This is a genomic window from Nonomuraea candida (assembly GCF_000725485.1).
In the GTDB taxonomy this organism is placed as follows: Bacteria; Actinomycetota; Actinomycetes; order Streptosporangiales; family Streptosporangiaceae; genus Nonomuraea; species Nonomuraea candida.
In genome coordinates this window covers 97,954-124,921 of the sequence record NZ_JOAG01000026.1, presented here as the reverse complement: position 1 = coordinate 124,921, position 26,968 = coordinate 97,954, and the positions used below count along the sequence as shown (strand labels likewise).

At 72.3% G+C, this 26,968-nt stretch carries 21 protein-coding genes and 2 pseudogenes; 17 read left to right on the top strand and 6 right to left on the bottom strand.

Annotated elements, in window-relative coordinates:
- The first annotated feature begins 34 nt into the window (after positions 1–34).
- Positions 35–2,812 (top strand): LuxR C-terminal-related transcriptional regulator, encoded by a 2,778-nt coding sequence (locus tag IO39_RS24595; RefSeq protein ID WP_043627617.1) that lies wholly within the window; start codon positions 35–37, stop codon positions 2,810–2,812.
- A gap of 264 nt (positions 2,813–3,076) precedes the next feature.
- Positions 3,077–3,991: an alpha/beta hydrolase family protein gene (locus IO39_RS24590; protein WP_043627614.1), complete on the top strand. Its 915-nt coding sequence runs from the start codon at positions 3,077–3,079 to the stop codon at positions 3,989–3,991.
- A gap of 296 nt (positions 3,992–4,287) precedes the next feature.
- On the opposite strand, the gene IO39_RS50920 is transcribed toward IO39_RS24590, so the two are convergent.
- A complete protein-coding gene (locus IO39_RS50920) occupies positions 4,288–5,016 on the bottom strand; it encodes a class I SAM-dependent methyltransferase (protein WP_052423324.1) in 729 nt (242 codons plus the stop codon).
- Positions 5,017–5,688: 672 nt separating this feature from the next.
- Here IO39_RS50920 and IO39_RS24580 point away from each other — a divergent pair.
- Positions 5,689–6,846 carry a DUF11 domain-containing protein gene (locus tag IO39_RS24580; RefSeq protein ID WP_157548844.1) on the top strand — a complete coding sequence of 386 codons (1,158 nt, stop codon included), beginning with the start codon at positions 5,689–5,691 and terminating at the stop codon, positions 6,844–6,846.
- Positions 6,847–6,891: 45 nt separating this feature from the next.
- Here the strand turns inward: IO39_RS24580 and IO39_RS24575 are convergent.
- A pseudogene (locus IO39_RS24575) lies at positions 6,892–7,485 on the bottom strand (ROK family protein); the annotation flags it as partial.
- A gap of 56 nt (positions 7,486–7,541) precedes the next feature.
- Between IO39_RS24575 and IO39_RS24570 the strand changes: the two are divergent.
- The 12 genes and pseudogenes from IO39_RS24570 (at position 7,542) to IO39_RS24520 (ending at position 18,742) form a co-directional block, all read left to right on the top strand.
- On the top strand, positions 7,542–8,573 hold the full coding sequence (locus IO39_RS24570) for an extracellular solute-binding protein (RefSeq protein ID WP_211267156.1): 1,032 nt from the start codon (positions 7,542–7,544) through the stop codon (positions 8,571–8,573).
- Entirely contained in the window at positions 8,566–9,462 is an 897-nt protein-coding gene (locus IO39_RS24565; protein ID WP_052423321.1) for a carbohydrate ABC transporter permease, read from the top strand. The genes IO39_RS24570 and IO39_RS24565 overlap by 8 nt, the downstream gene beginning before the upstream one ends.
- Positions 9,463–9,466: 4 nt before the next feature.
- The gene (locus IO39_RS24560; RefSeq protein WP_052423320.1) at positions 9,467–10,273 is read left to right on the top strand and encodes a carbohydrate ABC transporter permease; all 807 of its coding nucleotides are present in this window, start codon (positions 9,467–9,469) and stop codon (positions 10,271–10,273) included.
- A 12-nt stretch (positions 10,274–10,285) separates the two neighbouring features.
- Entirely contained in the window at positions 10,286–11,581 is a 1,296-nt protein-coding gene (locus IO39_RS24555) for a Gfo/Idh/MocA family protein (protein WP_052423319.1), read from the top strand.
- A gap of 79 nt (positions 11,582–11,660) precedes the next feature.
- Entirely contained in the window at positions 11,661–11,912 is a 252-nt protein-coding gene (locus IO39_RS24550; protein WP_052423318.1) for a hypothetical protein, read from the top strand.
- A gap of 4 nt (positions 11,913–11,916) precedes the next feature.
- Complete coding sequence (locus IO39_RS24545) at positions 11,917–13,044, top strand: winged helix DNA-binding domain-containing protein (protein WP_043627610.1); 1,128 nt, start codon at positions 11,917–11,919, stop codon at positions 13,042–13,044.
- Positions 13,045–13,688: 644 nt separating this feature from the next.
- Positions 13,689–14,093, top strand: coding sequence for a hypothetical protein (locus tag IO39_RS24540; protein ID WP_043627608.1), 405 nt, complete (start codon positions 13,689–13,691; stop codon positions 14,091–14,093).
- A gap of 217 nt (positions 14,094–14,310) precedes the next feature.
- Positions 14,311–15,495 (top strand): MFS transporter, encoded by a 1,185-nt coding sequence (locus IO39_RS24535; RefSeq protein WP_043627755.1) that lies wholly within the window; start codon positions 14,311–14,313, stop codon positions 15,493–15,495.
- An 85-nt stretch (positions 15,496–15,580) separates the two neighbouring features.
- Positions 15,581–16,558, top strand: coding sequence for an MBL fold metallo-hydrolase (locus IO39_RS24530; protein ID WP_211267149.1), 978 nt, complete (start codon positions 15,581–15,583; stop codon positions 16,556–16,558).
- A gap of 38 nt (positions 16,559–16,596) precedes the next feature.
- Positions 16,597–17,466 carry an LLM class F420-dependent oxidoreductase gene (locus IO39_RS24525; RefSeq protein ID WP_043627604.1) on the top strand — a complete coding sequence of 290 codons (870 nt, stop codon included), beginning with the start codon at positions 16,597–16,599 and terminating at the stop codon, positions 17,464–17,466.
- A gap of 39 nt (positions 17,467–17,505) precedes the next feature.
- Positions 17,506–17,676: pseudogene (locus IO39_RS52905) on the top strand (mycothiol transferase); the annotation flags it as partial.
- Positions 17,677–17,851: 175 nt separating this feature from the next.
- On the top strand, positions 17,852–18,742 hold the full coding sequence (locus IO39_RS24520; protein ID WP_043627601.1) for a LysR family transcriptional regulator: 891 nt from the start codon (positions 17,852–17,854) through the stop codon (positions 18,740–18,742).
- 132 nt (positions 18,743–18,874) lie between these two features.
- Here IO39_RS24520 and IO39_RS24515 read toward each other — a convergent pair whose 3' ends face one another.
- Positions 18,875–19,324 carry an Lrp/AsnC family transcriptional regulator gene (locus IO39_RS24515; protein ID WP_043627753.1) on the bottom strand — a complete coding sequence of 150 codons (450 nt, stop codon included), beginning with the start codon at positions 19,322–19,324 and terminating at the stop codon, positions 18,875–18,877.
- Positions 19,325–19,487: 163 nt separating this feature from the next.
- Here IO39_RS24515 and IO39_RS24510 point away from each other — a divergent pair, with 163 nt between their 5' ends.
- Both IO39_RS24510 and IO39_RS24505 read left to right on the top strand, forming a co-directional pair.
- Positions 19,488–22,850 (top strand): indolepyruvate ferredoxin oxidoreductase family protein, encoded by a 3,363-nt coding sequence (locus tag IO39_RS24510; RefSeq protein ID WP_211267148.1) that lies wholly within the window; start codon positions 19,488–19,490, stop codon positions 22,848–22,850.
- A gap of 2 nt (positions 22,851–22,852) precedes the next feature.
- Positions 22,853–23,992: an acyl-CoA dehydrogenase family protein gene (locus IO39_RS24505; RefSeq protein ID WP_043627599.1), complete on the top strand. Its 1,140-nt coding sequence runs from the start codon at positions 22,853–22,855 to the stop codon at positions 23,990–23,992.
- 76 nt (positions 23,993–24,068) lie between these two features.
- Here IO39_RS24505 and IO39_RS24500 read toward each other — a convergent pair whose 3' ends face one another.
- Genes IO39_RS24500 through IO39_RS24490 form a run of 3 tightly spaced genes read right to left on the bottom strand, consistent with a single transcriptional unit; the run spans position 24,069 to position 26,824 of the window.
- On the bottom strand, positions 24,069–25,328 hold the full coding sequence (locus tag IO39_RS24500) for a tyrosine-type recombinase/integrase (RefSeq protein WP_043627597.1): 1,260 nt from the start codon (positions 25,326–25,328) through the stop codon (positions 24,069–24,071).
- Positions 25,329–25,331: 3 nt separating this feature from the next.
- Positions 25,332–25,508, bottom strand: a complete 177-nt coding sequence (locus IO39_RS24495; protein ID WP_043627595.1) for a helix-turn-helix transcriptional regulator — start codon at positions 25,506–25,508, stop codon at positions 25,332–25,334.
- Positions 25,505–26,824 carry a replication initiator gene (locus tag IO39_RS24490; RefSeq protein ID WP_043627750.1) on the bottom strand — a complete coding sequence of 440 codons (1,320 nt, stop codon included), beginning with the start codon at positions 26,822–26,824 and terminating at the stop codon, positions 25,505–25,507. The genes IO39_RS24495 and IO39_RS24490 overlap by 4 nt, the downstream gene beginning before the upstream one ends.
- Positions 26,825–26,968 lie beyond the last annotated feature (144 nt).

The following is a 26,968-nucleotide window of genomic DNA, read 5'->3' as shown; positions in this document are numbered from 1 at the left end:
TCCGTCCTGACATCCGCGGGTGACACTTGACGGCGTGTCCCCTGACAAGCCCCCACCCGTGTTACGTGGCCGCGGCGAGGAGGAACGCGCCCTGCGGCGGCTGATCGACGACGCCCGCGCCGGTTCCGGCGGCGCCCTGCTGCTGAGAGGGGCGCCGGGCGTGGGCAAGACGGCGCTGCTCGACCTGGCCGCCGCGCTGGCCGGCGCCGCGGGGTGCCGGGTGTTGCGGGTCTCCGGGGTGCGGTCGGAGTCGCGGCTGCCGTACGCCGGGCTGCACGGCCTGCTGCGCCCGGTCGCCGCCGGCGCCGCCGTCTCCCTGCCGGGCACGCAGGCCCGCGCCCTGGTCTCGGCCCTGGAGTCCGGCACGGCCGCCGCCGGGCTGGCGCTGCCCGCGGCCGTGCTCGGCCTGCTGTCGGCGGTGGCGGCCCAGCAGCCGGTGCTGGCCTGCGTGGACGACGTGGACCTGCTCGACCCGGCCAGCCGCGAGGTGTTGTCGTTCGCCGCCAGGCGGGTGCCGGGCGAGCCGGTGGCGCTGCTGTTCGCGGCGCGGGAGGACGGGCTGGACGGCGTGCCGGTGCGGCCCGTGGGCGGGCTGGACGCGGCGGCGGTGCGGGAGCTGGCCGGCGACCTGGCGCCGGGGAAGATCGCCGAGGACCTGCTGGCGGCGCTGGACCAGATCGCCAGGGGCAACCCCCTCGCGCTGGCCGAGCTGATCGGCTCGCTCACCCCCGACCAGCTCGCCGGGCTGGCCGCGCCGCCCGTGACGCTGCCCAGGGACGGCCGGTTGTGGCGGGAGCACGCCGACCGGCTGGCGGCCCTGTCGCCGGAGGCGCAGCGGCTGCTGCTGCTCATCGCCGCCGACCCCGGCCTCGACGTGCCCACGCTGATCCGCGCCGCCGCGCCCGCGTGCCCGCTCACCACGCTGGAGCCGGCCGAGCGGGCGGGCGTCCTGCACTCCACCGGCGACCGGTACGACTTCCGCGACCCGGCCCTGCGGGGCGTGGTGTACCACGGGGCGTCGCTGCTGCGGCGGCGCAGCGCCCACCGCCTTCTCGCGGGCCTCCTGGAGGACGGGCCCGGCGGGGAGTCCCTCCTGGAGGACGGGCCCGGCGGGGAGTCGCGGCGGCTGCGCCGGGCCTGGCACCGCGCCTGCGCGCTCGACGGGCCCGCCGCGCGGCTGGCCGACGACCTGGCCGCCGCCGCGCTGGAGGCCCATCCCGCGCACACGCATCCCGAGCCGTACCTGGCGCTCGAACGCGCCGCCGAGCTGACCGGCCCGCACGACCCGGCCAAGGCCGAGCGGCTGGCCGCCGCCGCGCGCTACGCCTGGGTGACCGGCCATCCGCAGGCGGCCAGGTCCCTCCTGGCCCGGCTGCGCGACCTGGCGGCGCCCGACGAGCTGCGCGGCCGCGTCCAGCTCCTGCACGGCAGCCTCGAACTGCTCGGCGGCGAGACCGGCAGCGCCCGCGAGGAGCTGCTCGCGGCGGCGGCCTGGCTGCTGGACAGCCATCGCATGCTGGGCGTGCGGGCGCTGGTCAGGGCCGCCGACGCCAGCTACCGGGCCGGCGACAACCGGGCGTTCATCGCGATCGCCCGCCAGGCGGCGGCGCTGCGCCGGCCGGACGAGACGGTGCCGACGCAGCTCATGTTCGAGTACCTCGCCGGCATGGCCTCCACCTTCAGCGGCTCCCACCGGGAGGCGGCGGCCCCGCTGCGGCGGGTCGTGGAGCTGGCCGGCGCGGTGCGCGACCCGGCCGTGCTCGTCTGGGCCTGCATCGCCAGCATGCTGCTCGGCGAGGAGGCCACCGCCCACCGCCTGTCGGCCCGGGCCGTGGAGACGGCCCGGCTGCGCGGCGTGGTGTCGGCCATGCCGCAGCTCCTGGAGTACACGATCTACCCGGAGATCTGGATGGGCCGCTACGCCTCCGTGGCCGCCACGGCCGCCCAGGGGCTGCGGCTGGCGCAGGAGACCGGCCAGCTCAACACGGCCGCCCAGCATCTGGCCTGGCTGGCGATCACCGCGGCCGTCGAGGGCGACCAGGAGACCTGCCGGGTGCGCGCCGACGCCGCCATCGGCCTGGCCGACGCGCACGACCTGGGCATCGCGGGCGCGATCGGCAACTGGGCGCTGGCCTACCTCGACCTGGCCGCCGGCCGCCCGGCCGACGCCGCCGGGCGGCTGCGCGCCGAGCGCCGCAACAACAACCACGTCGTGATCCGGGTCATGGCCACGCCGCACTTCATCGAGGCGTGCGCGCGCACCGGCGACCACGAGGCGGCCGGGGCCGCGCTGCGGGTGCTGGAGCGCTGGGTGGGCAGCACGCGCAGCCCCGACCTGCGCGCGCTGGTGTCGCGCTGCCGGGCGCTGCTGGCCGCCCCCGGGGAGGCGGAAGAGCTGTTCAGGGAGGCGCTCGACCTGCACGGGCAGGGGGTCTACGAGTTCGAGGCGGCGCGTACGCGGCTGCTGTACGGCAGCGCGCTGCGCCGCGACCGCCGCCCCGGCGCGGCCCGGGCCCACCTGCACGCGGCGCTGGAGACCTTCGAGCGGTACGGCGCCCGCCTGTGGACCGAGCAGGCCAGGACGGAGCTGCGCGCCTCCGGCGAGCCCGTGCGGCCGGCCCAGGAGGCGACCACCGGGCAGCTCACGGCCCAGCAGTTGCAGATCGCCCGCATGGTGGCCGAGGGCGCCACCAACAAGGAGGTGGCCGAGCAGCTCTTCCTGAGCCGCCGCACCGTCGAGCACCACCTGCGCAACATCTTCAGCCGCCTCGGCATCCGCTCCCGCGTCGAACTGGTGCGGCTCATGTCCTGATCGCCGCACCGCCGATCCCCGCCGGACCGGCGAGACTCCCGTACAGGACCGCCGATCCCCGCCGGACCGGCGAGGCTCACGTGCGGGACCGCCGATCCCCGCCGGACCGGCGAGGCTCACGTGCCGATCGCAGGACCGCTGATTTTCGGTCGAAGCGGTAAGCCTCATGTCCCGATGGCAGGACCGGTGATTTCACCGATGCACGGCTTACTGCGCGTCCGAACAATGGCCACAGACAGCTGTCACCCCCCAGCGAACCCCCACATGAGCAGGGAGTATGACGACGTGCAGCTTCCCACCCCCCGATCAGGCGCGCGAACGTTGACCAAGCTCGCCCTCACCGTCTCACTGATCGCCGGCGCCCTCGCGGCCACCTCCCCCGCACAGGCGGCGGCCGGCCCGTACGACCGGGGCCCGGACCCGACCGACGCCATCCTCGAAGCCTCCCGCGGCCCGTTCTCGACCGCGCAGACCAGCGTCTCCTCGCTGAGCGTGAGCGGCTTCGGCGGCGGCACCATCTACTACCCGACCGACACCAGCCAGGGCACGTTCGGCGCGATCGCCATCTCGCCCGGGTACACCGCCAGCTGGTCCAGCCTGGCCTGGCTCGGCCCGAGGATCGCCTCCCACGGCTTCGTGGTGATCGGCATCGAGACCAACAGCCGCTACGACCAGCCCGCCAGCCGGGGCCGCCAGCTCCTGGCCGCGCTCGACTACCTGGTCGAGGACAGCTCCGCCACGGTGCGCAGCCGCATCGACGGCTCGCGGCTCGCGGTCGCCGGCCACTCGATGGGCGGCGGCGGCAGCCTGGAGGCCGCCAACGACCGCCCGTCCCTGCAGGCCGCGGTGCCGCTCGCGCCGTGGAACCTGCAGAAGAGCTGGTCGGGCATCCGGGTCCCGACGATGATCATCGGCGGTGAGAGCGACAGCGTCGCCTCGGTCAGCACCCACTCCGAGCCGTTCTACAACAGCATCCCGTCGTCGTCGGAGAAGGCGTACCTGGAGCTGAACAACGCCAGCCACTTCTTCCCGCAGACGACCAACACCACCATGGCGAAGTCGATGGTGGCCTGGCTGAAGCGCTTCGTGGACGACGACACGCGCTACGAGCGGTTCCTCTGCCCGCCGCCCAGCGGGCTGGCGATCGAGGAGTACCGCCACACCTGCCCCAGCTCCTGATCACCGACCCGATGGCGGCCGCGGGCGAGCGGCCGCCATCGGCGTGCCCGGGGTCAGGTGCGAATCTCGCCAACCGGGCGACCGACCGGACGACCCGGCCCATCTGCGCTACAAGGTCATGAACCGGCGCCGGGTGCTGACCCCGCGCGACTCTCCCGCGCCGTGACCGCTCCTCGTGACGCGGACGAGAGGGTGGCCGGACATCGGGTTGAGACGCCACAACGCGGCCACCCCCTCATTCCGCACGGTACGAGCATCGGCCCCGGCCCGCAGGAGCCCCTGCGGCCAGATGCGGCTTACGGGCCCGGCACCTGGGCGGCCTTGACGCAGCGCAGCACCAGGAACACGGGGAACCGGGCGGCGTCAGGGCGCCTGGCCGCCCACTCGGAGGGCGGCTCGGGCTCGGCCAGCTCGTCCAGCCACAGGCCGTGGCGGCGCAGGGTGTTGAGGTAGGTCGAGAGCGTGCGGTGGCTGGCGCCCACCCGCCGGCGCAGCGAGGACTGCTCGCCGCCGGCCCGCCACCAGCCCTCGGCGTGGTAGCGGGCGCCGGCCGGCCAGGAGCCCGAGACGTCCCGGCCGCCGGGAAAGCAGGGGTGCAGGATCGAGCAGGCGAGAACGCCGCCCGGGCGCAGGGCCGCGGCGGCGGTCGTGACGGCGCCGTCGAGGTCGTCGATGTCGGAGAGGCCGAAACTGCACACCACGGCGTCGAACGGGCCGAGGTCGCCGAGCGCGGCGGCCTCGGTGACGTCGGCGTGCAGGTAGCGGACGCCCAGCGGGGTCTCCCGCTCGGCGGCCTCCGCCTTCTCCAGCAGCGCGGCGGACAGGCCGGCCCCCACGACCTCGGCGCCCCGGCGGGCCAGCTCGCGGCTGATCCGGCCGTGACCGCAGGCGAGCTCCAGCACCCGCCGGCCCGCGACCGGCCCCAGCAGGTCGAGCAGCCGCAGGGAGGCCGGGTCGCCGATGTCGTCGGTCCAGCCGGACGCGTAGAAGTCGGCGATCTCGTCGTAACGCGCAACGCCTGCCATGCCCACGACTCTAAGCACCCGCCGCCACGCGCCCGCCCCTTGTTCGTCCAACGCGGAACTCCGACGAGGAACTCCGACGCGGAGCTCCGACGCGGAGCTCTGACGCAGAACCAGCCTCGCCCCGCGCGCCGACCCCCGCGCCGCCTCGCACCCCGAACCAGCATCGCCCCGCACGCCGAACCAGCATCGCCCCGCACGCCGACCCCGCATCGCGCCACACGTCGAACCCGCATCGCCACGCACCTGAACCCACCGCGAGGGCAAAGACTCCGCCACGGCGGCGCATGGGTGCGGTCTGACCGCACTCGCGGGTCACCTGCCAGGAGGAGGATCGACCCCGGGTCGAGCAGGCACGACGGCAGCACGCGGGGGTAGGACATGGGTGTCAGGCCCGGGATCGCGGCGCTCACCGCGCTCTGCGCACTGAGCACCGCCTGGGCCGACACCCCGGTCCGGGCCCACACGCCGGTCCGGGCCACCGTTCCGGAGCGGTCCGCCGCTCCGGACCGGTCCGCCGCTCCGGACCGGTCCGCCGCTCGGGAGCGGTCCGCCGCTCCGGAGGGGTCCGGCCTTCGGACGGGGGTGACCCAAGCGGCCGGCGTCGCGGCGTCAGTGGCGCGGGCCCCGGCCGGTCCCAGTCTGCGTGTCACGGGCTCCGTCACCCCGGACCCGATGATCATCGGTGCGGAGTCCGTCTACGCCCTGACCGTCGCGAACACCGGCGGCCAGGACGCCCACGACGTCGTCCTGGCCGGCCTCCTCGACCGGAACGTCATCCCCGGCCGCCTCCCGGACGGCTGCCTGCTCACCGGCCGCGCGACCGTCACCTGCGGCGGCCCCGGCCTGACGATCCCGGCGGGCCGGAGCACCACGTACGAGCTCCCCGTCACGACCGACCCCGCGCTCCAGGACGGCACGACCCTCACCAGCCGCGTCCACGTCGCCTCCACCGCCGCGAACGGCGACGAGACCCAGCTCATCACCCGCGCCCAGGCCAGGGCCGAGGTCGAGCTCCGGATGAGCGCCCCGCCGGCCGCGAGCGCCGGCGACACGATCAGGTACACGCTGACGGTCGTCAACCACGGCCCCTCCCGGGCGGCGAACGTCACCGTGCACGCCCCCCTCCAGGCCCCCATCGCCGAGCGCCCGCCCGAGTGCCCGGGCGGGGAGGGCCAGACCCTGTCGTGCCCCATCGGCGCGCTCGCGCCCGGCGAGAGCAGGACGTTCAGGTTCGCCACCACTTTCGACAGCACCGGCACGGTGACGGGCTGCGCCACCGTGCACGCCGCCGGCCGCGAGACGCGTACCGCCGACAACCGCTCCTGTACGGAGACCGTCGTCGAGCCCGCCCCCAGTCCGAGCCAGGCCCCCGTCCACACCGGCGCCGCGCAGGTCCAGGTACCCGGCCGGGGTGAGAAGCAGGGCCGGCGCGAGGGCAAGGGCGAAGGCCCCGGCCGTCCCGAGCCCCGTCCCGCCGAAGCCCCCGCCCCGGACCCGGACCCCGGCCCCGGCCAGGTCCCCGCCGCCGCCGACGTGCCGCCTCCCGCGCACCACCGGAGCGAGGAGCTGCCGCTGACGGGCGCCTCGGTCTGGATGCTGGTCCTGGGCGTGGCGGTGCTGCTGTCGATCGGCCTGCTCGTCGGCTACTTCTCCAGCCACGACCGCCTGCTGGGCCACCGCGACCGCCGCAGAAAACGCGACCGGCCCCACAGCGACCGGCCCCACAGCGACCGCCCCCACAGCGACCGGCTCCAAGGCGGCCGGACCCACGGCGGCCGGCCCGGCACCGACCGGCCCGGCTTCCGCGACGACGCCCGGCGCCCCGGCTGACGCAGCGCCCGGGGCCATGCGGCCTCAAGAGTCCGCCATGCGGCGTCAAGAGTCCGCGAACAACTCCGCTCGCACCCGGTCGCGGGCCACCTCTATGGCGCCGATGGTCACCGCGTCCTCGCCGAGGGTGGAGATCTGCAGGTCGGGCACCTCGTAGCAGAGGGAGGTCAGGTGCCGGGCGATGGGCTGGAGGACCGTCGTGCCCGCCTTGGCCACGCCGCCGCCGATCACGATGAGCTGCGGGTCCACGGCCAGGACCATGGCGCCGATGCCGTTGGCGAGCGCCTGGGCGAAGCCGTCCACGGCGCTCAGCGCCTTGGGCTCGCCTTGCCGGGCGCGGGTGAAGACCGCTTCGATGGCGTTCGCGCCCGCCTCGGCCAGGAGCCGTGCGGGGGCCTGCTCCCAGCCGAGGCCGGGATGGCGGCCGATCTCGCCCGCCGCGCCGGTGCCGCCGGTGAAGGGGCGGCCGTCGATGAGCAGGCCGACGCCGAGCCGGTGGCCCACGTGCACGTACAGGACGTGGGAGACGTCGCGGCCGGTGCCGTGACGGTGTTCGGCCAGGACGGCCAGGTTGGTGTCCTTCATGGCCACGATCGGGCAGTCCAGTTGCCCGCCGATCTCCTCGGTCAGACGCATCCCGCTCCAGCCGGGGACGGCGACGCTGAGCCGTACCGCTCCACAACAAAAGCCTCAACCTGTCGCTCGCCTCCGACCAGGCGCCGGACATCGCGCTGCTCAACTCGGTGGGCACCACGGTCAAGGACGGGCTGGTGCGCAGCCTGGCCGCCTACGAGAAGGCCTACGGCTGGGACAAGACCTACCCCAGCACCCAGCTCGCCCAATGGCGGGTCGCCGCCGACGGCAGCACCCTGGGCAGCGGCGACCTGTACGCCGCCCCGGCCGGTTTCTCCCTCGTCGGCGTCTACTACAACAAGGCCAAGGCCGCCAAGCTCGGCATCACCGCCCCGCCGGCCACGCTGGCCGACTTCGAGACCGCCCTCGCCAAGGCCAAGGCCGCCGGCGAGCTGCCGTTGCAACTCGGCAACGCCCAGGGCCACGCCGCCTTCACCGTCCAGCTCATCGGCCAGTCGCAGGACGGCGCCGCCAACGCCGCGAAGTGGACCTTCGGCCAGAAGGGCGTCAGCTTCGACACCGCCGGCAACCGCGCGGGCGCGCAGAAGCTGCTCGACTGGGCACAGAAGGGCTACCTGCCCAAGGACGCCAACGGCGTCGACCTGCAGGGCGCGGTGACCAAGTTCACCCAGGGCGAGGGCGTGTTCTTCATCGACGGCAACTGGGACGCCGCCAAGATCGGTGACGGGCTCAAGGCAGAGGCCGGCTTCTTCGCCTTCCCCGGGGCCAAGGCCACCGCGATCGGCACCTCGGTGGCGTACGCGATCTCCGCCAAGAGCAAGAACCCCGACGCCGCCGCGGCGTTCCTGGACTTCCTGCACTCACCCGAGGCCTCGGCCGAGGAGTTCAAGGCCGGTTTCTTGCCCGCCGACCCGGCCGCCGCCAAGCCCGGGACCGGCACCGTGATGGCCGACATCGTGGCCGCCTGGACCAAGGTCAACACCGACGACGGGCTGGTCGGCTTCAACAACAACGCCACCGCCACCATGAACGACAAGCTGACCGCCGCCACCCAGGAGCTGATCGGCGGCAAGAGCGACCCGGCCGGCTTCATCACCGCCGTCCAGGACGAGTGGGCCAAGACCCATGGCTGACACCGCCGTGCTGCCGGCGCGCCGGGCCGGGCGGGAAACCGCCGCGCCGGCGCCGCGGCGCCGCCGGGGCAGACTGACGCCGCTGCTGTACGTGCTGCCCGCGCTGCTCTTCTACGCCGCCTTCGTCATCGTGCCGTGGCTGCACAGCCTCTGGATCTCCCTGTGGGAGTGGAACGGCATCGGCGTGGCCACCTGGGCCGGCCTGGCCAACTACATCGAGGTCTTCACCGACGCCGCCCTGCGCAGCTCGCTGCTGCACGCCTTCGGCTTCATCGTCTTCTACTCGGTGCTGCCGATCGGGATCGGCCTGGTGCTGGCCGCGCTGGTGGCCGCGACCCCGTGGAAGGCCATGCCGTTCATCCGGACGATCTTGTTCCTGCCGCAGATCCTGCCGCTGGTCGCGGTCGGCGTCATCTGGAAATGGATCTACAGCGCCGACGGGCCGCTCGGGCTCGACAGTTCCTGGCTTGGCGACTTCACCCTCGCCTACCCCGCCGTGGGCCTGGTCGGCACCTGGGTCAGCACCGGGCTGTGCTTCCTGCTGCTCCTGTCGGGCATCGGCAAGATCGAGCCATCGCTGTACGAGGCGGCCAGGGTCGAGGGCTGCGGCCCGGTCCGCGAGTTCTGGCACGTCACCGTGCCCGGGCTGCGCAAGGAGATCGCCGTGGCCGCGACCGTCACCATCATCGCCGCCCTGGCCAGCTTCGACGTGGTCTACGTGATGACCGGCGGCGGCCCCGGCTACGCCACGATGGTCCCCGGCGTGCAGATCTACCAGCTCGTCTTCACCGCCGGCCGGGTCGGCACCGCGTGCGCGCTGGCCACCGTGCTGAGCCTGCTCACGTGCGCGGTCATGTACGGGCTCAACCGCCTGACCAGGGAGCGGTGAGGGGATGAACCGACACCTGACCCGGCTGGCGCTGCTCGCGGCCGCTGCCAGCGTCGTGCTGCCGTTCCTGGCCATCCTCAGCGCCGCCCTGCAGCCCGAGTCGAACCTCACCCCCGGCTTGGAGTGGCCGAGCGACCCGCACTGGGAGAACTTCGCCACCGCCTGGAGCAGCGCCGGGTTCGCCACACTGCTCAAATCCAGCGCGATCATCGCACTCGGCGTCGTACCCCTGTCGCTGGTGCTGGCCACCCTGGCCGGCTACGGCATGGCCACCATGGACCTGCGCGTCAAGGGGCCGCTGTTCGCGCTGCTCATGCTCGGCCTGGCACTGCCGTACGAGGCGATCGTCATCCCGCTCTACTACGACCTGCGCTCGATCGGCCTGCTCAACAGCTACTGGGCGGTCATCCTGCCGCTGATCGGCGCGTTCATGCCGTTCGGCGTGTTCTGGATGCGCAGCCACTTCGAGTCGCTGCCCAAGGAGCTCACCGAAGCCGCCCAGATGGACGGCGCCTCCAGCGGACGGGTGCTCACCCGGGTGCTGCTGCCCACCGCCGGGCCCGCGCTGACCACGCTCGGCCTGCTGTACTTCATGTGGGCGTGGAACCACTTCCTGCTCGCGCTGATCCTCATCCAGGACCCCGCCATGCGCACCGCGCCGTCCGGGCTGGGCAAGTTCGTCCAGCAGTTCGGCAAGAACATCCCGCTGCTGTCCGCTGGCACGATCATCGTCATCACCCCGATCGTCTTGCTCTACCTGTTCTTCCAGCGCCACTTCGTCAAGGGCATCCTCGCCGGCGCCGTCAAATAGGGGGAAATCTTCATGACTGTCACTCTGGCGATCGTGGGCGCCGGAGCACGCGGCACCGCCTACGCCCGCATCGCCACCGCCGAAGGCACCGGCAAGGTGGTGGCCGTCGCCGACCCGGATCCGGCCCGCCGCGCCGCCGCGGCCACCGAGTTCGCCATCACGGCCGAGCACGTCTACGCCGGTTGGGAAGACCTGGCCGCCCGGCCGCGCCTGGCCGACGCCGCCATCATCGCCACCCCGGACCGGCTGCACGCCGACCCCGCTGTGGCGCTGGCCGAACGCGGCTACGCGCTGCTGCTGGAGAAGCCCATGGCGCCCACTCCGGCCGACGCCGAGCGCATCGTGGCCGCCGTCATCCGCAACGACGTGCTGCTGGCCGTCTGCCACGTGCTGCGCTACACCCCCTACTCCCGCCGGCTGAAGGCCATCGTCGACTCCGGTCGCGTCGGCCAGATCGTCAGCGTCGAACACCTCGAACCCGTCGGCTGGTGGCACCAGGCCCACTCCTACATACGCGGCCAGTGGGCGATCGAGGCCGAATCGTCGCCGATGCTGCTGGCCAAGTCCAGCCACGACATCGACTGGCTGGGCCACATCATCGGCCGCCCCGTCACCCGCGTCTCCTCCTTCGGGGGCCTGTTCCACTTCCGGCCGGAGAACCGCCCGCCCGGCGCGACCGCCCGCTGCCTGGACTGCCCCGTGGAACGCTCCTGCGCCTACTCCGCCGTCCGCATCTACGAACGTTTCCTCGACGACCCGGTCTACCGGCAGTGGCCGCTCGGCGTCCTGACCGACGACCCCACCCTGGAGGGGCTGCACAAGGCGCTGCAGGACGGACCGTACGGCACCTGCGTCTACACCGGCCGCAACGACGTCGTCGACCACCAGGTCGTCAACCTCGAATACGACGGTGGCGTCACCGCCTCCTTCACCATGACCGCCTTCACCGCCCTCGACTTCCGCAAGACCCGGATCTTCGGCACGCTCGGCAGCATCGACGGCGACGGCCGCACCCTCACCGTCCACGACTTCCTCACCGACACCCGCGAGACCATCGACCTCGCCCCAGAGGGCGGCGCCTCGGCCGCCGACGGCCACGGCGGCGCCGACACCGAGCTCATCCGCGCTTTCCTGGCCGCCGTCGCCACCGGCGACCACACCCTCATCACCTCCGGCCCCCAGGAGTCGATCGCCTCCCACCACATCGTCTGGGCCGCCGAACACGCCCGCCACACCGGCACCGTCGTCGAGGTCTCCGCGCCCGGCGAAGAGGTCCGGCGTGTGCACGGTGTGCCCGGCCTGGCGTAGCTCGTCGGCGAAGCCGAGGAATCCGGTCGTCTGCCCCTGAATGTGGTGAAACTACAAGATCTCCGCCATAGGCGCCCCGATGCCGCTGGACTTCAACGACTTCGAGGTCGCGGCCGAGGAGTCCGCCGCGGCCTTCCAGGCTCGCCAGCTGTATGCGTTCATCCGGCATGCCCGCATCTCGCCGGACCAGGCCACCGAGTTCTGGCACCGGATCAAGGACCTCGTGCAGGAGTTCGACCTGCTGCCCCGCTCCGGTGAGACGACCTACGGATTCGCCGTCGGCCTGTATCCCATGACGGACTATCCGGCCCTGCCGGTCGAGGAGGAATGACGGCGTGATCACCGCGCGCGAACTCAACCGGTCCACCCTCGCCCGCCAGTTGCTGCTGGGGCGGGAGGCCCTCGATGTCGCCGAGGCGGTGCGCCGGGTGGTCGCCCTGCAGGCGCAGCATGCGGCTTCGCCGTATCTGGCCCTGTGGAATCGGATCACCGCGTTCGACCCGGCCGACCTGGACGCGGCCTTCGCCGAGCGCAAGATCGTCAAGGCCACGCTCCTGCGGATCACGCTGCACGCCGTACACGCCGACGACCACCCCCACCTCCATGAGGCGATGCAGCCCTCGCTGCGCGCCGCCCGGCTCGGCGCCCCGCGCTTCACGCGCAGTGGCATCACCCCCGCCGACGCAGACGCCCTGGTCGGCGACCTGCTGGCCTTCGCGGATCAGCCCCGGTCCGCCGACGAGATCCAGTCATGGATCCAGACGCGGCTCGGCGTTCCACCGAAGGGCGTGTGGTGGGCGCTGCGGACCTACGCCCCGCTCCTGCACGCAGCCACGGGAGCGCCGTGGTCGTTCGGCACCCGCCCGGCCTACGTCGCCGCCGGAATCCCGCCGACGCTCGGAGCGGAAGCCGACCAAGCCCTGCAGACGCTGGTCCTGCGCTATCTGGAGGGGTTCGGCCCGGCATCGGCTGTCGACGTGGCGCAATTCGCGCTGGTGACCCGCAGACGCGCCCGCAGCGCGATGGATGCCCTCGCGGGCACACTCCAGCGGCTGACCGGGCCGGACGGCTCGGAGCTGTTCGACCTGCCAGGCGCGCCTCGCCCGGCCGAGGACACGCCCGCCCCGGCACGGCTGCTGCCCATGTGGGACAACGTCCTGCTCGCCCACGCCGACCGCAGCCGCATCATCCCGCCGCAGTATCGCAAGCTCGTCACCCGGACCAACGGCGATGTCCTGCCGACCCTCCTGGTCGACGGCTACGTCGCCGGCGTGTGGCGGCCGGCCGAGAAGGGGATCGAGGCCACCGCGTTCCATCCGTTGCCCGGCCAGGTGTGGGACGAACTGGCCGCCGAGGCGCAGGCGCTGGCGGCGCTGCTCGCCGGCCGCGAGCCGGGGGTTTACCGCCGCTATGACCGCTGGTGGTCCGACCTACCCGGTGCGGAGGTGCGGATCATCCGGTAGATGGATCGTGGCTTGGCGGGAAACGGCGCTTCGAGCTCTTCGGCGAGCGCCAGGACGATCTCCATGCCGCGCAGCTCCATCACCCCCACCGATCATGAACCACCGTGTTAACCGGTGTTGCGAAAATGGCCGTTGTTCCCCTCCGTCCGGCCCGCAATGCTCCCCTTTGTTGGGGTTTGCGTGGCGGACGCTACGGCGCGCATCGCCACGCCACAGCATTCGCATCTCGCAAATCGGACAAACGGCACTAGCTGGCGCCATTTCCTGCGCCAGCCGCATGGTGCGGGTGGCCCTGGTCGTCCACACCGGCGCCGCCGTTCGCCGGGAGCCGTGATCGGGGTCGGACGCTGCCGACCTTATGGAGAGGAACGAGACGGTTGTGAAGGACCTTGCCTGGAGGGCAGCGGCCGGAACGCTCATCGCGGCGAGACGGGGGACACGGACGGGGACACGGATGAGGGCCGCCGGAGCTGACCTGCGCCCTGGCGGGCGATCTCCAGGGCGACATGACCGCGGCCACCAGCCCGGACAAAGGCCTCGGCCCTCGGCTGCGCCCCTCCCAAGCAAGGAGATCTGATGAGACGTTCCAGCGACACCCGCCTCCACCCGGTGAAGGCGCAGCGCGCGAGCGCCGGAGGACGGTGATGGAGCCCACCGAGGTCCTGCCGATCGTGGCGATCCTGTCGATCGTGACGGTCGAGTTCGGCGGGCACGCGCTGCTGCGCTTCGTCACCACCGACCCGGACCGGCTGGGAGCCTTCCGCGAACGTTTCTTCCGGGCCGGTCACGCCCATGCCGGCGTGCTGTTGATCCTTTCCCTCGTCTACCTGCTGTACCTGCCCCGCGCGGGCTTCGGAGACGGCCTCGAATGGGCCTGCGGTGCCGCTCTGCTGGCCGGGGTGCTGGCCCAGTCGGGCGGGTTCTTCCTGCATCTGGGCATCGGCCGGCAGGGCCGCAGCTCGCCCGGCACGCTGCTCACGCGGACCGGCGCCCTGCTGCTGGCGGCCGCGCTCATCACCCTGGCGGCCGGGCTCATCCAGGCCCTGTAACTCCTCAAGCGACAGAAACCCTCCATGCGATGACCGGCGTGGCGGCAACCATCGGCGCTGAAACCGGCCGGGACGCTGACCGAAACGGGGGAGCGTCCCGGCACGGCGCCTCCCCCGTCACCGCATGGCGCTTGCACTGCTGGACGCGCGTCGTCGCTGCCCAGCCCCGCAGCCGCCGTCGCGGAAACACCCTTGACGACCTGAACCGGAGATCGACGTGCCTCCCTCCCCCACCCTCAGCCGGACCCGCGGCAACCTTGCCCTGATCTCGTTGTTCCTGGCCACGTTCGTGCTCGGCAGCACCGAGCTGGTGGTCGTCGGCGTGCTGGACCTGATCGCCGCCGATACCGGCGTGACCGTCAGTACTGCCGGCACCCTGGTCACCGCCTACGCCTTGGGGTTGTGCCTGGGCGGGCCGGCGCTGACCGCGGCGACCATCACCCTGCCCCGGCGGACTCTGTTGTGGGCCTGCATGCTGGCCTTCCTGCTGGCCACCCTGGCCATGGTCGTCACGACCAGCTTCGCGCTGCTGCTCGTAGCCCGGGTGGTGGCCGGGGCACTGCATGGGGCGTTCGTCGGGGCGGCCTTCGCCGCGGTCGGCGCGCTGTTGCCGGTCGAGCGACTGGGCCGGGGCATCGCGGTCGTGCTCGGCGGGATCGCGGTCTCCACCGCCATGGGCGTGCCGATCGGCACCCTGGTGGGCCGGTCGCTCGGCTGGCGAGGCGCCTTCATGGTGATCGTCGCCGTCGGCGTGATCGTTCTGGCCGGGCTGCTGCTGGCGATGCCGGCCATCGCCGCCCCCGCGGGCGGCCAGGCGGCGGGGCTGCGCGCGCAGGCCCGTTCGGCGTTCGCGCCCCGGGTGCTGGCCATGCTGGCCATCGGCGTGCTGCTGCTGGGCGGGCAGTTCACCGTCTTCACCTACATCACCCCCTTCCTGCTGCAGGTGACCGCCATCTCCGATTCGGCAGTGAGCGGTTTCCTGCTGGCCTACGGGGTGGCCACCGCGATCGGCACGTTCGCCGGCGGATGGGCGGCCGACCGCGACGCCTCCCGCACGCTGCTGGCCGCCAACGTGGTGCTGGTGCTGGCGCTGGGCCTGCTGTATCTGACCGGGACCGTCCCCGTCCTGACGGCGCTGGCGCTGCTGGTGTGGGGGCTGGTCGGCTTCGGGCTGGTGCCGGCGTTGCAGTACCGGGTGGCCACCCTGGCCGGCCCGGCCCGGGACCTGGCCGCCAGCCTGCCCGCCTCGGCGGTCAACGCCGGCATCGCCGCCGGCGCGCTGCTCGGCGGCTGGGCCCTGACCGGCAGCGGCCTGTCCGCGGTCGTCATCGCCGGCCTGCTGATGTGCCTGGCCTGCCTGCCGCTGACCTGGCTGACCGGACGCTGGAGCGCGAGCCGATGACCGCCAGGCCGGCCGCCGGACGCGCTTTCACCTGTCAAACCGCATCGCCACCTCGAAAGGGCCGACCCGCGTGAAGAAGCAGGCCATGACGACTCTCGCGGTCACTCTGGTCGCCGTGCCCCTTGCCGCGGCAGGCCCGGCAGCGGCTGAACCATCCCTGTCCTCCATGACGGGCCGTACGGCGGCGGACCTGCGCGTGCAACGCTTCGCCTCACCCAACCCCGGCTCGGTCAACGCCTACTGGCTCCACGCACCGCAGGGGCTGATCCTCATCGACACCCTGCGCTCGCCCGCCGATGCCCGCAAGGCCCTTGCCCGCGTCCGTGACACCGGCCAACCGGTGGTGGCCATCTTGCTGACCCATGTCCATCCCGACCATGTCGGTGGGGCGGGCCTGTTCCACCGGGCGTTCCCGCAGGCGCCGATCTACGCCTCCGAGGCCAGCGCCAAGGCCATGCGGCAGGACTCACGCGGGCTCTACGCCCTGACCCGGTCCCTGCCCGGCTCCGACTTCCCCAAGAAGCTCACCTACCCCACCAAGATCTTCCGCGCGGGCACGACGTTGAGGATCGCCGGGCTGACGATACGCACCGCCGAGTTCCCCGGCGGCGAGTCGGACGCGGCCACCGTGTACCACGAGCCGCGAAGCCGATCCTTGTTCGTCGGCGACCTGCTGGGCAACCGGGTGACGCCCGCTCTCATAGAAGGCAACAGCTGCGGCTGGCTCAGCCAACTCGAGCGGCTGCGCACCTCATCCCTCGCGACGGGCCGGGCCTATCCCGGCCATGGCGCTCCCGCTCCGGCCCGCGGCCTGATCACCTGGCAGCAGACCTACCTCAAGCGCTTCCGCAAGCTGGTCAAGCCCGCCGTGGCCGAGAACTCCCCGGCAGGCCCTCGTGTGACCGGCGCCGAACGCCGGACCATCATCGCCGCGACGAAGCGCGCCTACCCCGGCCACCCCCTTGTCGCCTCCCTTCCCACGCTGATGGAGGAGAACGTCAAAGCGGTAGCCGCGGAGATCGCCTCGACCGACCCGGCCAAGCTGCCCCGCATCTGCCGCTGACCTTCCGCCGGCTCCCCCCTCGAAGGAGTGTGACACCCATGCGGTTGGGTGCGATATTCCCGCACAATGAAATAGGCGCCGACCCCGAGGCGATGAAGATCTGGGCCACCGCGGTGGAGGACCTGGGCTATCACCACATCATGGCCTTCGACCACGTCCTGGGCGCGGGCACGGCAAGCCGGCCCGGCTGGCGCGGGTACACCAGCGCCGACTCCTTCCACGAGGTCTTCGTCCTGTTCGGCTACCTGGCCGGCCTGACCACCTCCACCGAATTGGTCACCGGCGTCCTCGTCCTGCCCCAACGGCAGACCGCTCTGGTGGCCAAGCAGGCCGCCGAGGTCGACATCCTCAGCAAGGGCCGGCTACGGCTGGGGATCGGCGTCGGCTGGAACGACGTCGAATACGAAGCACTGGGCCAGGACTTCACCACCAGAGGACGACGCGCCGAGGAACAGGTCGAGGTACTGCGCGCGCTGTGGGCCCACCCTGAGATCACCTTCCAGGGCCGCTGGCACACGATACGGGAGGCCGGCATCAACCCCCGCCCCGTACGCGGCCACATACCCGTGTGGTTCGGCGGACATTCACACGCGACGCTCCGCAGGGTCGGCCGGCAAGGGGACGGCTGGCTGCCGCTGATCGAACCCGGCCCCCAGGCCGAGGGCATGCTGCGCCACATTCATCAAGCCGCCCAGGAAGCCGGCCGGAACCCGCGGCACATCGGCATCGAGATCAAGGTCAGCCTCTCCGCCGGATCGCTGGACAGCCGGCTCTCCTACGTCCACCACTGGCGCGAACTGGGCGCGACCCATGTCACGATCGAGACCCACGGCATGGGCCGGACGGTCCATGAGCACATAGCCATGCTGGAGGAGGCCGCCAAGACCTACCAGCGGCAATCCTGGTAGCCGCACTCCGCTGCCGTGACGCAGGTCAGGCGGGCAGCCGGCCCGACGGGGACTTCGACGGGCACCGTCTCGCTGCGCTGGGTGTTCGTTCATCCGGTCGAGGAGCACGCCCGGCACAACGGGCACGCCGACCTGCTGTGCGAGCGGATCGACGGGGCGATCGGCCTGTGGGCGCACACGAGGGCCTATGCTGTCGCCGACACGCCCTGAGGTTCCCCCGATGGCCCTGTGACGGACGAGTCCGCGCCGGTGGGCCGCAAGGCGCGGTCCGCGACGGACGGGTCTGCCGAGGCCGCTTCTCGGTGCGGGCAGCAGGGGGAGCCGCAGGGGAACAACGGCTGTTGCCCCATGCCGGTAACACTGCGGTTCATGATCGGTGGGTGTGATGGAACTGCGCGACATCGAGATCTTTCTGACACTCGCCGAAGAGTTGCACTTCACCAGGACCGCCGACCGGCTGCACGTGAGTCCGGCGCGGATCAGCCAGGCGATCAGGAAGCAGGAGCGCGAGGTCGGCGCCAAGCTGTTCGAACGCACCAGCCGCAGCGTCCGCCTCACCACCGTCGGCGAACGGCTGTACAGCGATCTGCGGCCCGCCTTTCGCGAGCTGCACGAGAGCGTGCGGCGCGCCAAGCTGGCCGCGCGGGACGAGAGCGACGCGCTGCGCATCGGCATGCTGTGCAGCAACGCCTACGACCTGCGCCCCTATTGGGAGGCGTTCCGCGCCCGCCACCCGCGGTGGCAGCTGCGCATCCGCCACAACCCGTTCATCGACCCGTTCGCCCCCCTGCGTCACGGCGACATCGACGTCCTGGTCTGCTGGCTGCCGGTGGAGGAGCCCGACCTCACCGTCGGCCCTGTCGCCTTCACCGAGCCCCGGGTCCTGCTCGCCGCGCCCGGCCACGAGCTGGCCGCACACGCGTCCGTCTCGATCGAGGCCCTGGGCGACTTCGGCGCCCTGCGCGCGTCGGAGCCCCTGCCCGACTACTGGGAGGACGCCTTCATCCCGTTCCAGACCCCCAGCGGCCGTCCGGTCGAACGCGGCCCGGCCGTCCGGCAGATGGACGACATCCTCACCATCGTCGGCGCCGGGGAAGCCGTCCACCACCTGGGCGCCCACGCCGCCCGGTACCACGTCCGCCCGGACGTGCGGTTCCTGCCCGTCCGCGACGCCCCACGCCTGCGCTGGGGCCTGGTCTGGCGCAGCGGCACCGAGTGCGAGCGCATCCTGTCCCTGGCCCGGGTGATCCGCGACATGGGCACCGCCGATCTCTGAACCCCGTCCGGCGGTTCGCTGGAGGCATGGCCACCGCCGGCGACCCGGCTGACGCAATGCCCGGAGCCAGGGCTGACACGACGCCCCGAGCGAGGGCTGCCACGACGCCCGGCGGCCCGGCCGGTGAGCCTGTCACGGCACCGGCGCGTCCCGCGTCCACGAGCCCAGCACCAGCAGCGTCTTCGTCCCCGTGACGTCCCCCGCCCGGCGCAGCCGGTCGATGACCTGCTGGAGGTGCCCGAGGTCCCGCACGCGTACGTGGAGCAGCGCGTCCGGATCGCCGGCGATGGTGAACACCTCCTGCACCTCCGCCACGTCCGCGGCCGTGCGGATGATCTCGGAGACCGGCGTCGTGCCGGGGTAGCGCAGCTCGGTGAACGCCTCGATGCCCCACCCCAGCTTGGCGTAGTCGATCTGCACGCTGAACCCGGTGATCACGCCGATCTCCCTGAGCCGGTCGACCCGCCGCTTGACCGCCGCCACCGACAGCCCGATACGCTCGGCCATCTCGGAGAACGTCCGGCGTCCGTCCTCCCTCAGGAGCCGCAGCACCTGGTGATCGATCTCGTCCACGTCAGGCACGGAGAACGCCTCCTTCAGGCGCAAATAACGTCATGCTCGCAGCCCATGAACTCACATTGTTTGCGTCTTTGGCATGCTTTCTCATCTAATACTTGCGCACAACATGCCCCGATTGCTGTGCTGGAAATCACCATCGAGCACGTATGACGCCCAGGAGGTCCGCGTGAGCGTGAGCGAGTCTCCCGCCCCCGTGTCGCTCGACGACAAGTACACGGCGCACGACGGCCGGGTGCTCATTTCCGGCATCCAGGCCCTGGTCCGCCTGACGCTGGAGCAGCGCCGCCTGGACGAGGCACGCGGCCTGGACACGCGGGCGTACGTGACCGGCTACCAGGGCTCGCCGCTGGCCGGCGTGGACCTGGAGATGGGCCGCGCCAGGCGCTTCCTGGAGGAGGCGGGCGTGGTCTTCCAGGCCGGCCTGAACGAGGAGCTGGCCGCCACGGCGGTGGCCGGCACGCAGTTGCTGGAGCAGGTGCCGGGCAGGCGCCACGACGGCGTGACGGGCTTCTGGTACGGCAAGAACCCCGGCCTCGACCGGGCCGCCGACGCCATCAGGCACGCCAACGTGGCCGGCACGGCCCCGCTCGGCGGCGCGGTGGCCTGGATCGGCGACGACCCCGGCTGCAAGTCCTCCACGCTGCCCAGCTCGTGCGAGCCGATGTGCCAGAGCCTGTCCATGCCGCTGCTGGCGCCCGGCACGGTCGCGGAGATCATCGAGTACGGCCTGCACGCGGTGGCCATGTCGCGGGCCAGCGGCCTCTGGGTGGGCCTGAAGATCGTCGCCGACATCGCCGACGCCTCCGCCACGGTCGACCTCGGCCCGCTGCGCGCCGGCATCCCGGCGCCCGAGGGCGGCGCCAGGGGCCCGGCGCCCATCCTGCTCGGCCCGGCCGCCCTCGACGCCGAGCACGACATGCTCACCCGCCGCCTCGACCTGGCCCGCGCGTACGCCCGCGCCCACGGCCTCAACCGGGTCGTGTCCGGCGCGGCCAACACGGCGCTGGGCGTGCTCGCCTCCGGCGCCACGTACACCGTGGTCGAGCGCGCGCTGCGCGATCTGGGCCTCGACGCCGACGCGGCCGGGATCCGGCTGATCAGGCTGGGCATGCCCTTCCCCGTCGCGCCCGACGAGCTGGCCGCCCTGACCGCCGGGCTGGACAAGGTGCTGGTGGTCGAGGACAAGGTGCCGTTCCTGGAGGGGCAGCTCAAGCAGGCCCTGTACGGCGGCGCGCGCGTGCCGGACGTCGTGGGCCGCGAGCTGCTGACCGCCCGGGGCACGCTGGGCGCCGAGGACGTCGCCACCGCCATCGCCGCCTGCCTCGGCCTCGAACCGCCCAGGAAGCCCCGGCGGCGCGGCCTGCTGCCGGTGGTCGCGGCGCGCACCCCGTACTTCTGCTCCGGCTGCCCCCACAACACCTCCACCCGCACCGCCGACGGCACCCTGGTCGGCGTGGGCATCGGCTGCCACGCGATGATCGCGCTGGACGGGCACGGGCGCGGCACCCAGGTCGGCATCACCCAGATGGGCGGCGAGGGCGCCCAGTGGATCGGGCTGTCGCCGTTCACCGAGGACCGGCACTTCGTGCAGAACCTGGGCGACGGCACCTTCCACCACTCCGGCTCGCTGGCGATCAGGGCCGCCGTCGCGGCCGGGGTGTCAATGACGTACAAGCTGCTCTACAACGACGCCGTCGCCATGACCGGCGGGCAGCGCGCGGAGGGCCGGCTGGACGTGCCCGCGCTCACCCACGAGCTGGCCGTCGAGGGCGTGCGCCGGATCGTGGTCACCACGCCCGAGCCCGAGACGTACCGCGGGGTGCGGCTGGCGCCGATCGCCTCCGTCCGCCATCGCGACGACCTCCCCGAGGTCGAGAAGGAGCTGGCCGCGCTGGGCGGCGTGACCGTGCTGATCCACGACGACCGGTGCGCGGCCGAGGAGCGGCGGCTGCGCAAGCGCGGCAAGCTGCCCACGCCCGTCCGGAAGGTCGTCATCAACGAGCGCGTCTGCGAGGGCTGCGGCGACTGCGGCGACGTCTCCACCTGCCTGTCCGTGCAGCCGGTCGAGACCGAGTACGGCCGCAAGACCCGCATCCACCAGGCGTCCTGCAACTCCGACCTGAGCTGCCTCAAGGGCGACTGCCCCTCGTTCCTGCTGGTCGAGCCGGGCACCAGGAAAGAGCGGCGCACGCCGCCCCCGCTCCCCGTGGAGCCGCCCGACCCGGCGCCGTCCCGCGCCGAGGAGGTGCTGATCCGGATGCCCGGCATCGGCGGCACCGGCGTCGTCACCGTCTCGCAGATCCTGCAGATGGCCGCCCACCTCGACGGGCTGCACGCGGCCGGGCTCGAACAGACCGGGCTCGCGCAGAAGGGCGGCCCCGTGGTCAGCGACGTGCGGATCGGGCGGCGGGCGCCGGCCGGGTCCGTCCGCGCCTCGCGGGGCGGGGCCGACGTGCTCATCGGGTTCGACGTGCTGGGCGCGGCGGCCGACGCCACCCTGGCCGTCGCCTCCCCCGAGCGCACGGTCGCCGTGCTGAACACCTCCGTCGTGCCCACCGCCGCCATGGTGACCGGGCGCGTCCCCGTCCCCGGGCACGCCGACGCGGTGGCGCGCGTGGCGTCGGCCACCCGCGAGCAGCACGGCGTGGACGCCCACGCGCTGTCGGAGGCGCTGTTCGGCGACCACATGCCGGCCAACCTGCTGCTGCTCGGCGCCGCCTACCAGCACGGCTGCCTGCCGGTCGGGGCCGCCTCGATCGAGCGCGCCATCGAGCTGAACAGGGCCGCCGTCGAGCAGAACCTGGCCGCCTTCCGCTGGGGCAGGGCCGTCGTGTCCGACCCGGAGGCGGTGCGCAAGGCCCTGGGCCTCGACGACCCGCTGCCGCAGGAGCGGGGGCTGGACGACGTGGTGGCCACCCGGGTGGCCGACCTGACCGGCTACCAGAACGCCGCCTACGCCCGTACGTACGCCGACGACGTGCGCCGCGTGCGGGACCTGGCGGTCGAGCGGGCCGGCGAGCCGGCGGGCACCGCGATCGCCCTGGCCTACGCCCGCGGCCTGCACAAGCTCATGGCCTACAAGGACGAGTACGAAGTCGCCCGCCTCCACCTCGACCCCGCCGAGGTGGCCCGGCGCGAGCGCGAGTTCGGCGCGGACGCCGTCGTGTCGGTGCTGCTGCACCCGCCGGTGCTGCGCGCGATGGGCATGAAGCGCAAGATCAAGGTGGGCCGCTCGGCCGGCGTGCTGTTCCGCGGCCTGCGGGCGGCACGGGTGCTGCGCGGGACGTCGTTCGACCTGTTCGGCCGGGCCGAGGTGCGCAGGGTCGAGCGCGAGCTGGTCACCGAGTACCGCGCGCTGATGCGCACGGCCCTGTCCCGCCTCACCCCGGAGACCGCCGCCGGGGTCGAGGAGATCGCGGGGCTGCCGGACGTCATCCGCGGGTACGAGGACATCAAACTCGCCCGGGTCGCCGAATTCCGCGAACGGGCCCGTAAAGCCATGGAAAGCCTCACCCCCACTCAGGAGTGACCGTGACAGTCGACCGCCTGCTGCCCGACCGCGACGCCGCCGACCTCATCGAGCTGACCAGGGAGATCGCCGACAAGGAGCTGGCGCGCCGGGTGGACGAGCACGAGCGCGCGGAGACGTACCCGGAGGGGCTGTTCGCCACGCTGGGCGCGGCGGGCCTGCTCGGCCTGGCCTACCCGGAGGAGTACGGCGGCGGCGGGCAGCCGTACGAGGTCTACCTCCAGGTGATCGAGGAGCTGGCGATGCGGTGGGCGGCCGTCGCGGTGGCGACCAGCGTGCACACGCTCGCCTGCCACCCGGTGGCCGCGTTCGGCACGCCGGAGCAGCGCGCGCGGTGGCTGCCCGACATGCTGGCCGGCCGCCTGATCGGCGGCTACAGCCTCTCCGAGCCCCAGGCCGGCTCCGACGCCGGCGCGCTGACCTGCAAGGCCGAACGCGTCGAGACCGGCTACCGGATCACCGGCAACAAGTCGTGGATCACCCACGGCGGCATCGCCGACTTCTACGCCCTGTTCGCCCGCACCGGCGCCGGCTCGCGCGGCGTCTCCTGCTTCCTCGCCCCGGGCTCCGCCGACGGCCTCACCTTCGGCCGCCCGGAGGAGAAAATGGGCCTGCACGCGATCCCGACCACCAGCGCCCACTGGGACGGCGCGGTCCTGGAGTCCGACCGGCTGATCGGCGAGGAGGGCCAGGGCCTGCAGATCGCCTTCAGCGCCCTCGACGCGGGCCGCCTCGGCATCGCCGCCTGCGCCACCGGCCTGGCCCAGGCCGCCCTCGACGAGGCCGTGTCCTACGCCAAGGAGCGCCAGACCTTCGGCAAGAAGATCATCGACCACCAGGGCCTCGGCTTCCTCCTCGCCGACATGGCCGCCGCCGTGGACAGCGCCCGCGCCACGTACCTCGACGCGGCCCGCCGCCGCGACGCGGGCCTGCCGTACAGCCGCCAGGCGAGCGTCGCCAAGCTGGTCGCCACGGACGCCGCGATGAAGGTGACCACGGACGCGGTGCAGGTGCTGGGCGGGTACGGGTACACCCGGGAGTTCCGGGTGGAGCGCTACATGCGCGAAGCCAAGATCATGCAGATCTTCGAGGGGACGAACCAGATCCAGCGGCTCGTGATCAGCAGACACTTGGCCAAGTAGCCGTTGACATGCGGAAACCCCGCTTCCCTGTGGTGGGAGGCGGGGTTCTCTGTGTGGGGATCGGGCGTCTAGATGATCACTGTTCCGTGCCTGTTCCGTGGGAGACCTCGCGTGGACGGAACAGGCGGTCGTCGATCGCCTTGCGGGCGCGATCGTGGGAGCCGGGCATCAGGTGGGCGTAGACGCGGAGAGTGAATCCTGGGTCGGCATGGCCGAGGTATTCGGCGAGTTCCCTGACCGAGACGCCGCCGGCCAACATGACGCTCGCGTAGTAGTGGCGGAGCTGATGCAGGCCCTCCTTGCGGGAGGTGACGTAGCGCCTGCGCTGGCGGGAGTCCTTGCCGGGTGGCGGGATCACCCCCGCTTGGACGAGTGCGGGCTTCCATACGATCTCGCTGTAGGTACGGGACCTGATGTGGCGGTCGTCCGTCCAGCGGAAGAGCAGGTTGTGGGTGCGCGGCTTGCCGTCCAGCTTCTCCCAGGGCAGGGAGCAGACCAGCGGGCGGTAGACCGAGACGTGCCGCTTGACTGCCTCGGCCGCCCAGTCAGGTAGTGGGACGACGCGCTCCCGGTCGTTCTTCGGCAGGGCGTAGACGTGGTTGGTTCCGAGCTTCTTGATCTGCCGACGTACCCGGAGGACACGTTCCTCGAAGTCGAAGTCCTCCAGGGCGAGGCCGAACAGCTCCCCCTGCCGCAGCCCGCAGGCGGCCCCGATCATGGGCAGCAGGCGGAACAGCACAGGGTGGGCGTCGATCACCGCGTTGACCCTCTCGTCCGACCACGCGGTGATCTCTTCGCCAGCACGCTTGGGCACCTGGACTACCGGCGACTTGGCGGGGCTGCGCTTGATGACCTCGTCGGCGACGGCGAGGCTGAAGACGCCTTGGAGGACGAGGAAGGCCGTCTGGACGGTCGAGGTGCCGAAGCGACTGCTCAGGTCACTGATCCACGCTTGTACGTGCGACGGCTTGATGGTCTTCACCTGGCGCTTGGCGAAGGCCGGCGCGACGTGGAGCCGGTGGATGTACTCGTAACGGATCTTCGTCGCCGGATCGACGATGCGCGAAGCGAGCCAGCGTTCGGCCAACTCGCCGAAGAGCACCTTGCCGGCGTTCGGGTCGATGTAGTCGCCGCGGGCGATGTCGGCGCCCATGGTGGCGATCTTGCGCTCGGCGTCGGCCTTGCGGTCGTAGGCGGTCGAGCGCTCGTTGCCGTCGGGGTCCACCCAGACGGCGAGCCAGCGCTTGCCCTTGCCGTGGCGTGCGGTCTTGACCTTCCGCGGCTTGCCGTCCTGGTCCCGGACTGTCTTGGTCCACAGGTCCTTCACGAAGGCCATGGGCTACTCCTGGTCCTGGACCCAGGACATGACGTCCTCGGGCACGTAGCGCAGGTGTCGGCCGATTCTGTGGCCTCTGGGGCCGGTGCGGTGGTGGCGCCATTGGTAGAGCGTGGCGATCGGGACGCCGAGGAAGGTGGCTACGTCCTCCACTGTCCAGAGCTTGGCGAGGGTGCTCATATGCACCCTCCGGTGATGGCGACGACGAGGAGTTGGTCCCCGAGGGAATGGCCCTTGCCTGCGTACTGCCATTCGCTGATGACGAGGACGGTGTCTTCGTCGAACAAGGGCAGGCGTCCGTGGGTGACCTCTTCGGTGTGAACGAAGCGCTCTCTCGCTGCTCGGAGTTCGCCGAGGGTGGTGGAGTAGTGGCGGGAGCGGGTGGAGAAGTGGCCGCGGAAGCCGAGCATGTGGGCCCAGTCGGCGAGGCGGAGGTCAGCCAGGTCGGGTTCGGTGCCGAGATGTAGGCAGGTGGTGATGAGGCGGCGTGCGTGGTCGCGCAGGTTGTAGGCGTCGAGGTTGTCTAGAGGGTTGATGCGGCGGTCGAAGGTGCCGACGCATTCGGCGGCTTTGGTGGCGTACTTGGCGATGTAGCCGGCGACGGCTTGGTCAGTGAGATCACCGTCCAGGGTGATGGGGCGGATGTCGAGCTGGTCGCCCCAGCGCAGAGCTCGTTCGGGCTGGTCGGCGTAGGCGGGGGCCTTGGCGGAGACTGCCTTGGCGGCGTGCTGGATGGCCTGGGTCAGCACGGCGGTGGTGGCCCAGGGTGGTGGCGGTGCCTCGGGGCCGCCGGGGCCGTCGAGGCGAATGACGGCGTGGAAGTGGACGACGCCGCGTCGCTGGTATTCGGCGACCTTGGCGAAGGAGAGAGTGAGGTGGTGGCGGAGTTCCTTGAGGAGGAGTCCGCCGAGTTTGGCGAGGTGGCGGCGTACGGAGTCGGCGAACCGCTTCCACAGCAGCGGGGCCAGGGCGTTGAACAGGACGGAGCCGGTGTAGTCGTAGCAGTCGGGGCAGAGTGGTTCGCCGAGACGCGGGTCGTCCTTGCTGTGCCGTTCGGTGCAGGATATGACGCGCCCGTGTGGGCACTCCTGGGCGTCGCGGCGGGCGCGGCAGGGCGCGGGCTTGCCGTTCTTCTCATGCCGTGCATGGACCGCTCCAAAGCTAGGCGCGGTGAGGGTGACGAACAGGGTCGGGTGGCTGGTGACGGTTTCGGGGACGCCCTTGCCGCCGACGAGGCCGGCGCGGATGAGGTGGTAGGTGTCGGCGCGGTAGGTCTCGGCGCACGCAGGGCAGCGGGAGGCGCGGCGGGTCTTGCACGGGACGCGCAGGATGCCGTCGGGCTCGTGCTTGGTGGTGTAGCGGTGCAGGAGTTGGCCGGTGGCGCGGTCGTAGTGGTCGATCTTGCCGCGTAGGTGGATGGGCTGGCGGCAGCCGCCGGTGTTGCGGACCTGAGCGGCCCAGCGGTCGTAGTCGGGGTGGTTGAGTCGGGCGATCATGCCCGCTTTGGCGTGCGCGGTGGCGTGGGTTGTGGGCAAGATGGTGTCCTCCTTTCGCTCGTCCGGGTGAAGGGATGGCCCTCGACCTGGCAGTCGTCTTGGCGGATGTGCGGCCAGGCCGGGGGCGCTGCGCTGTTAGGCGCC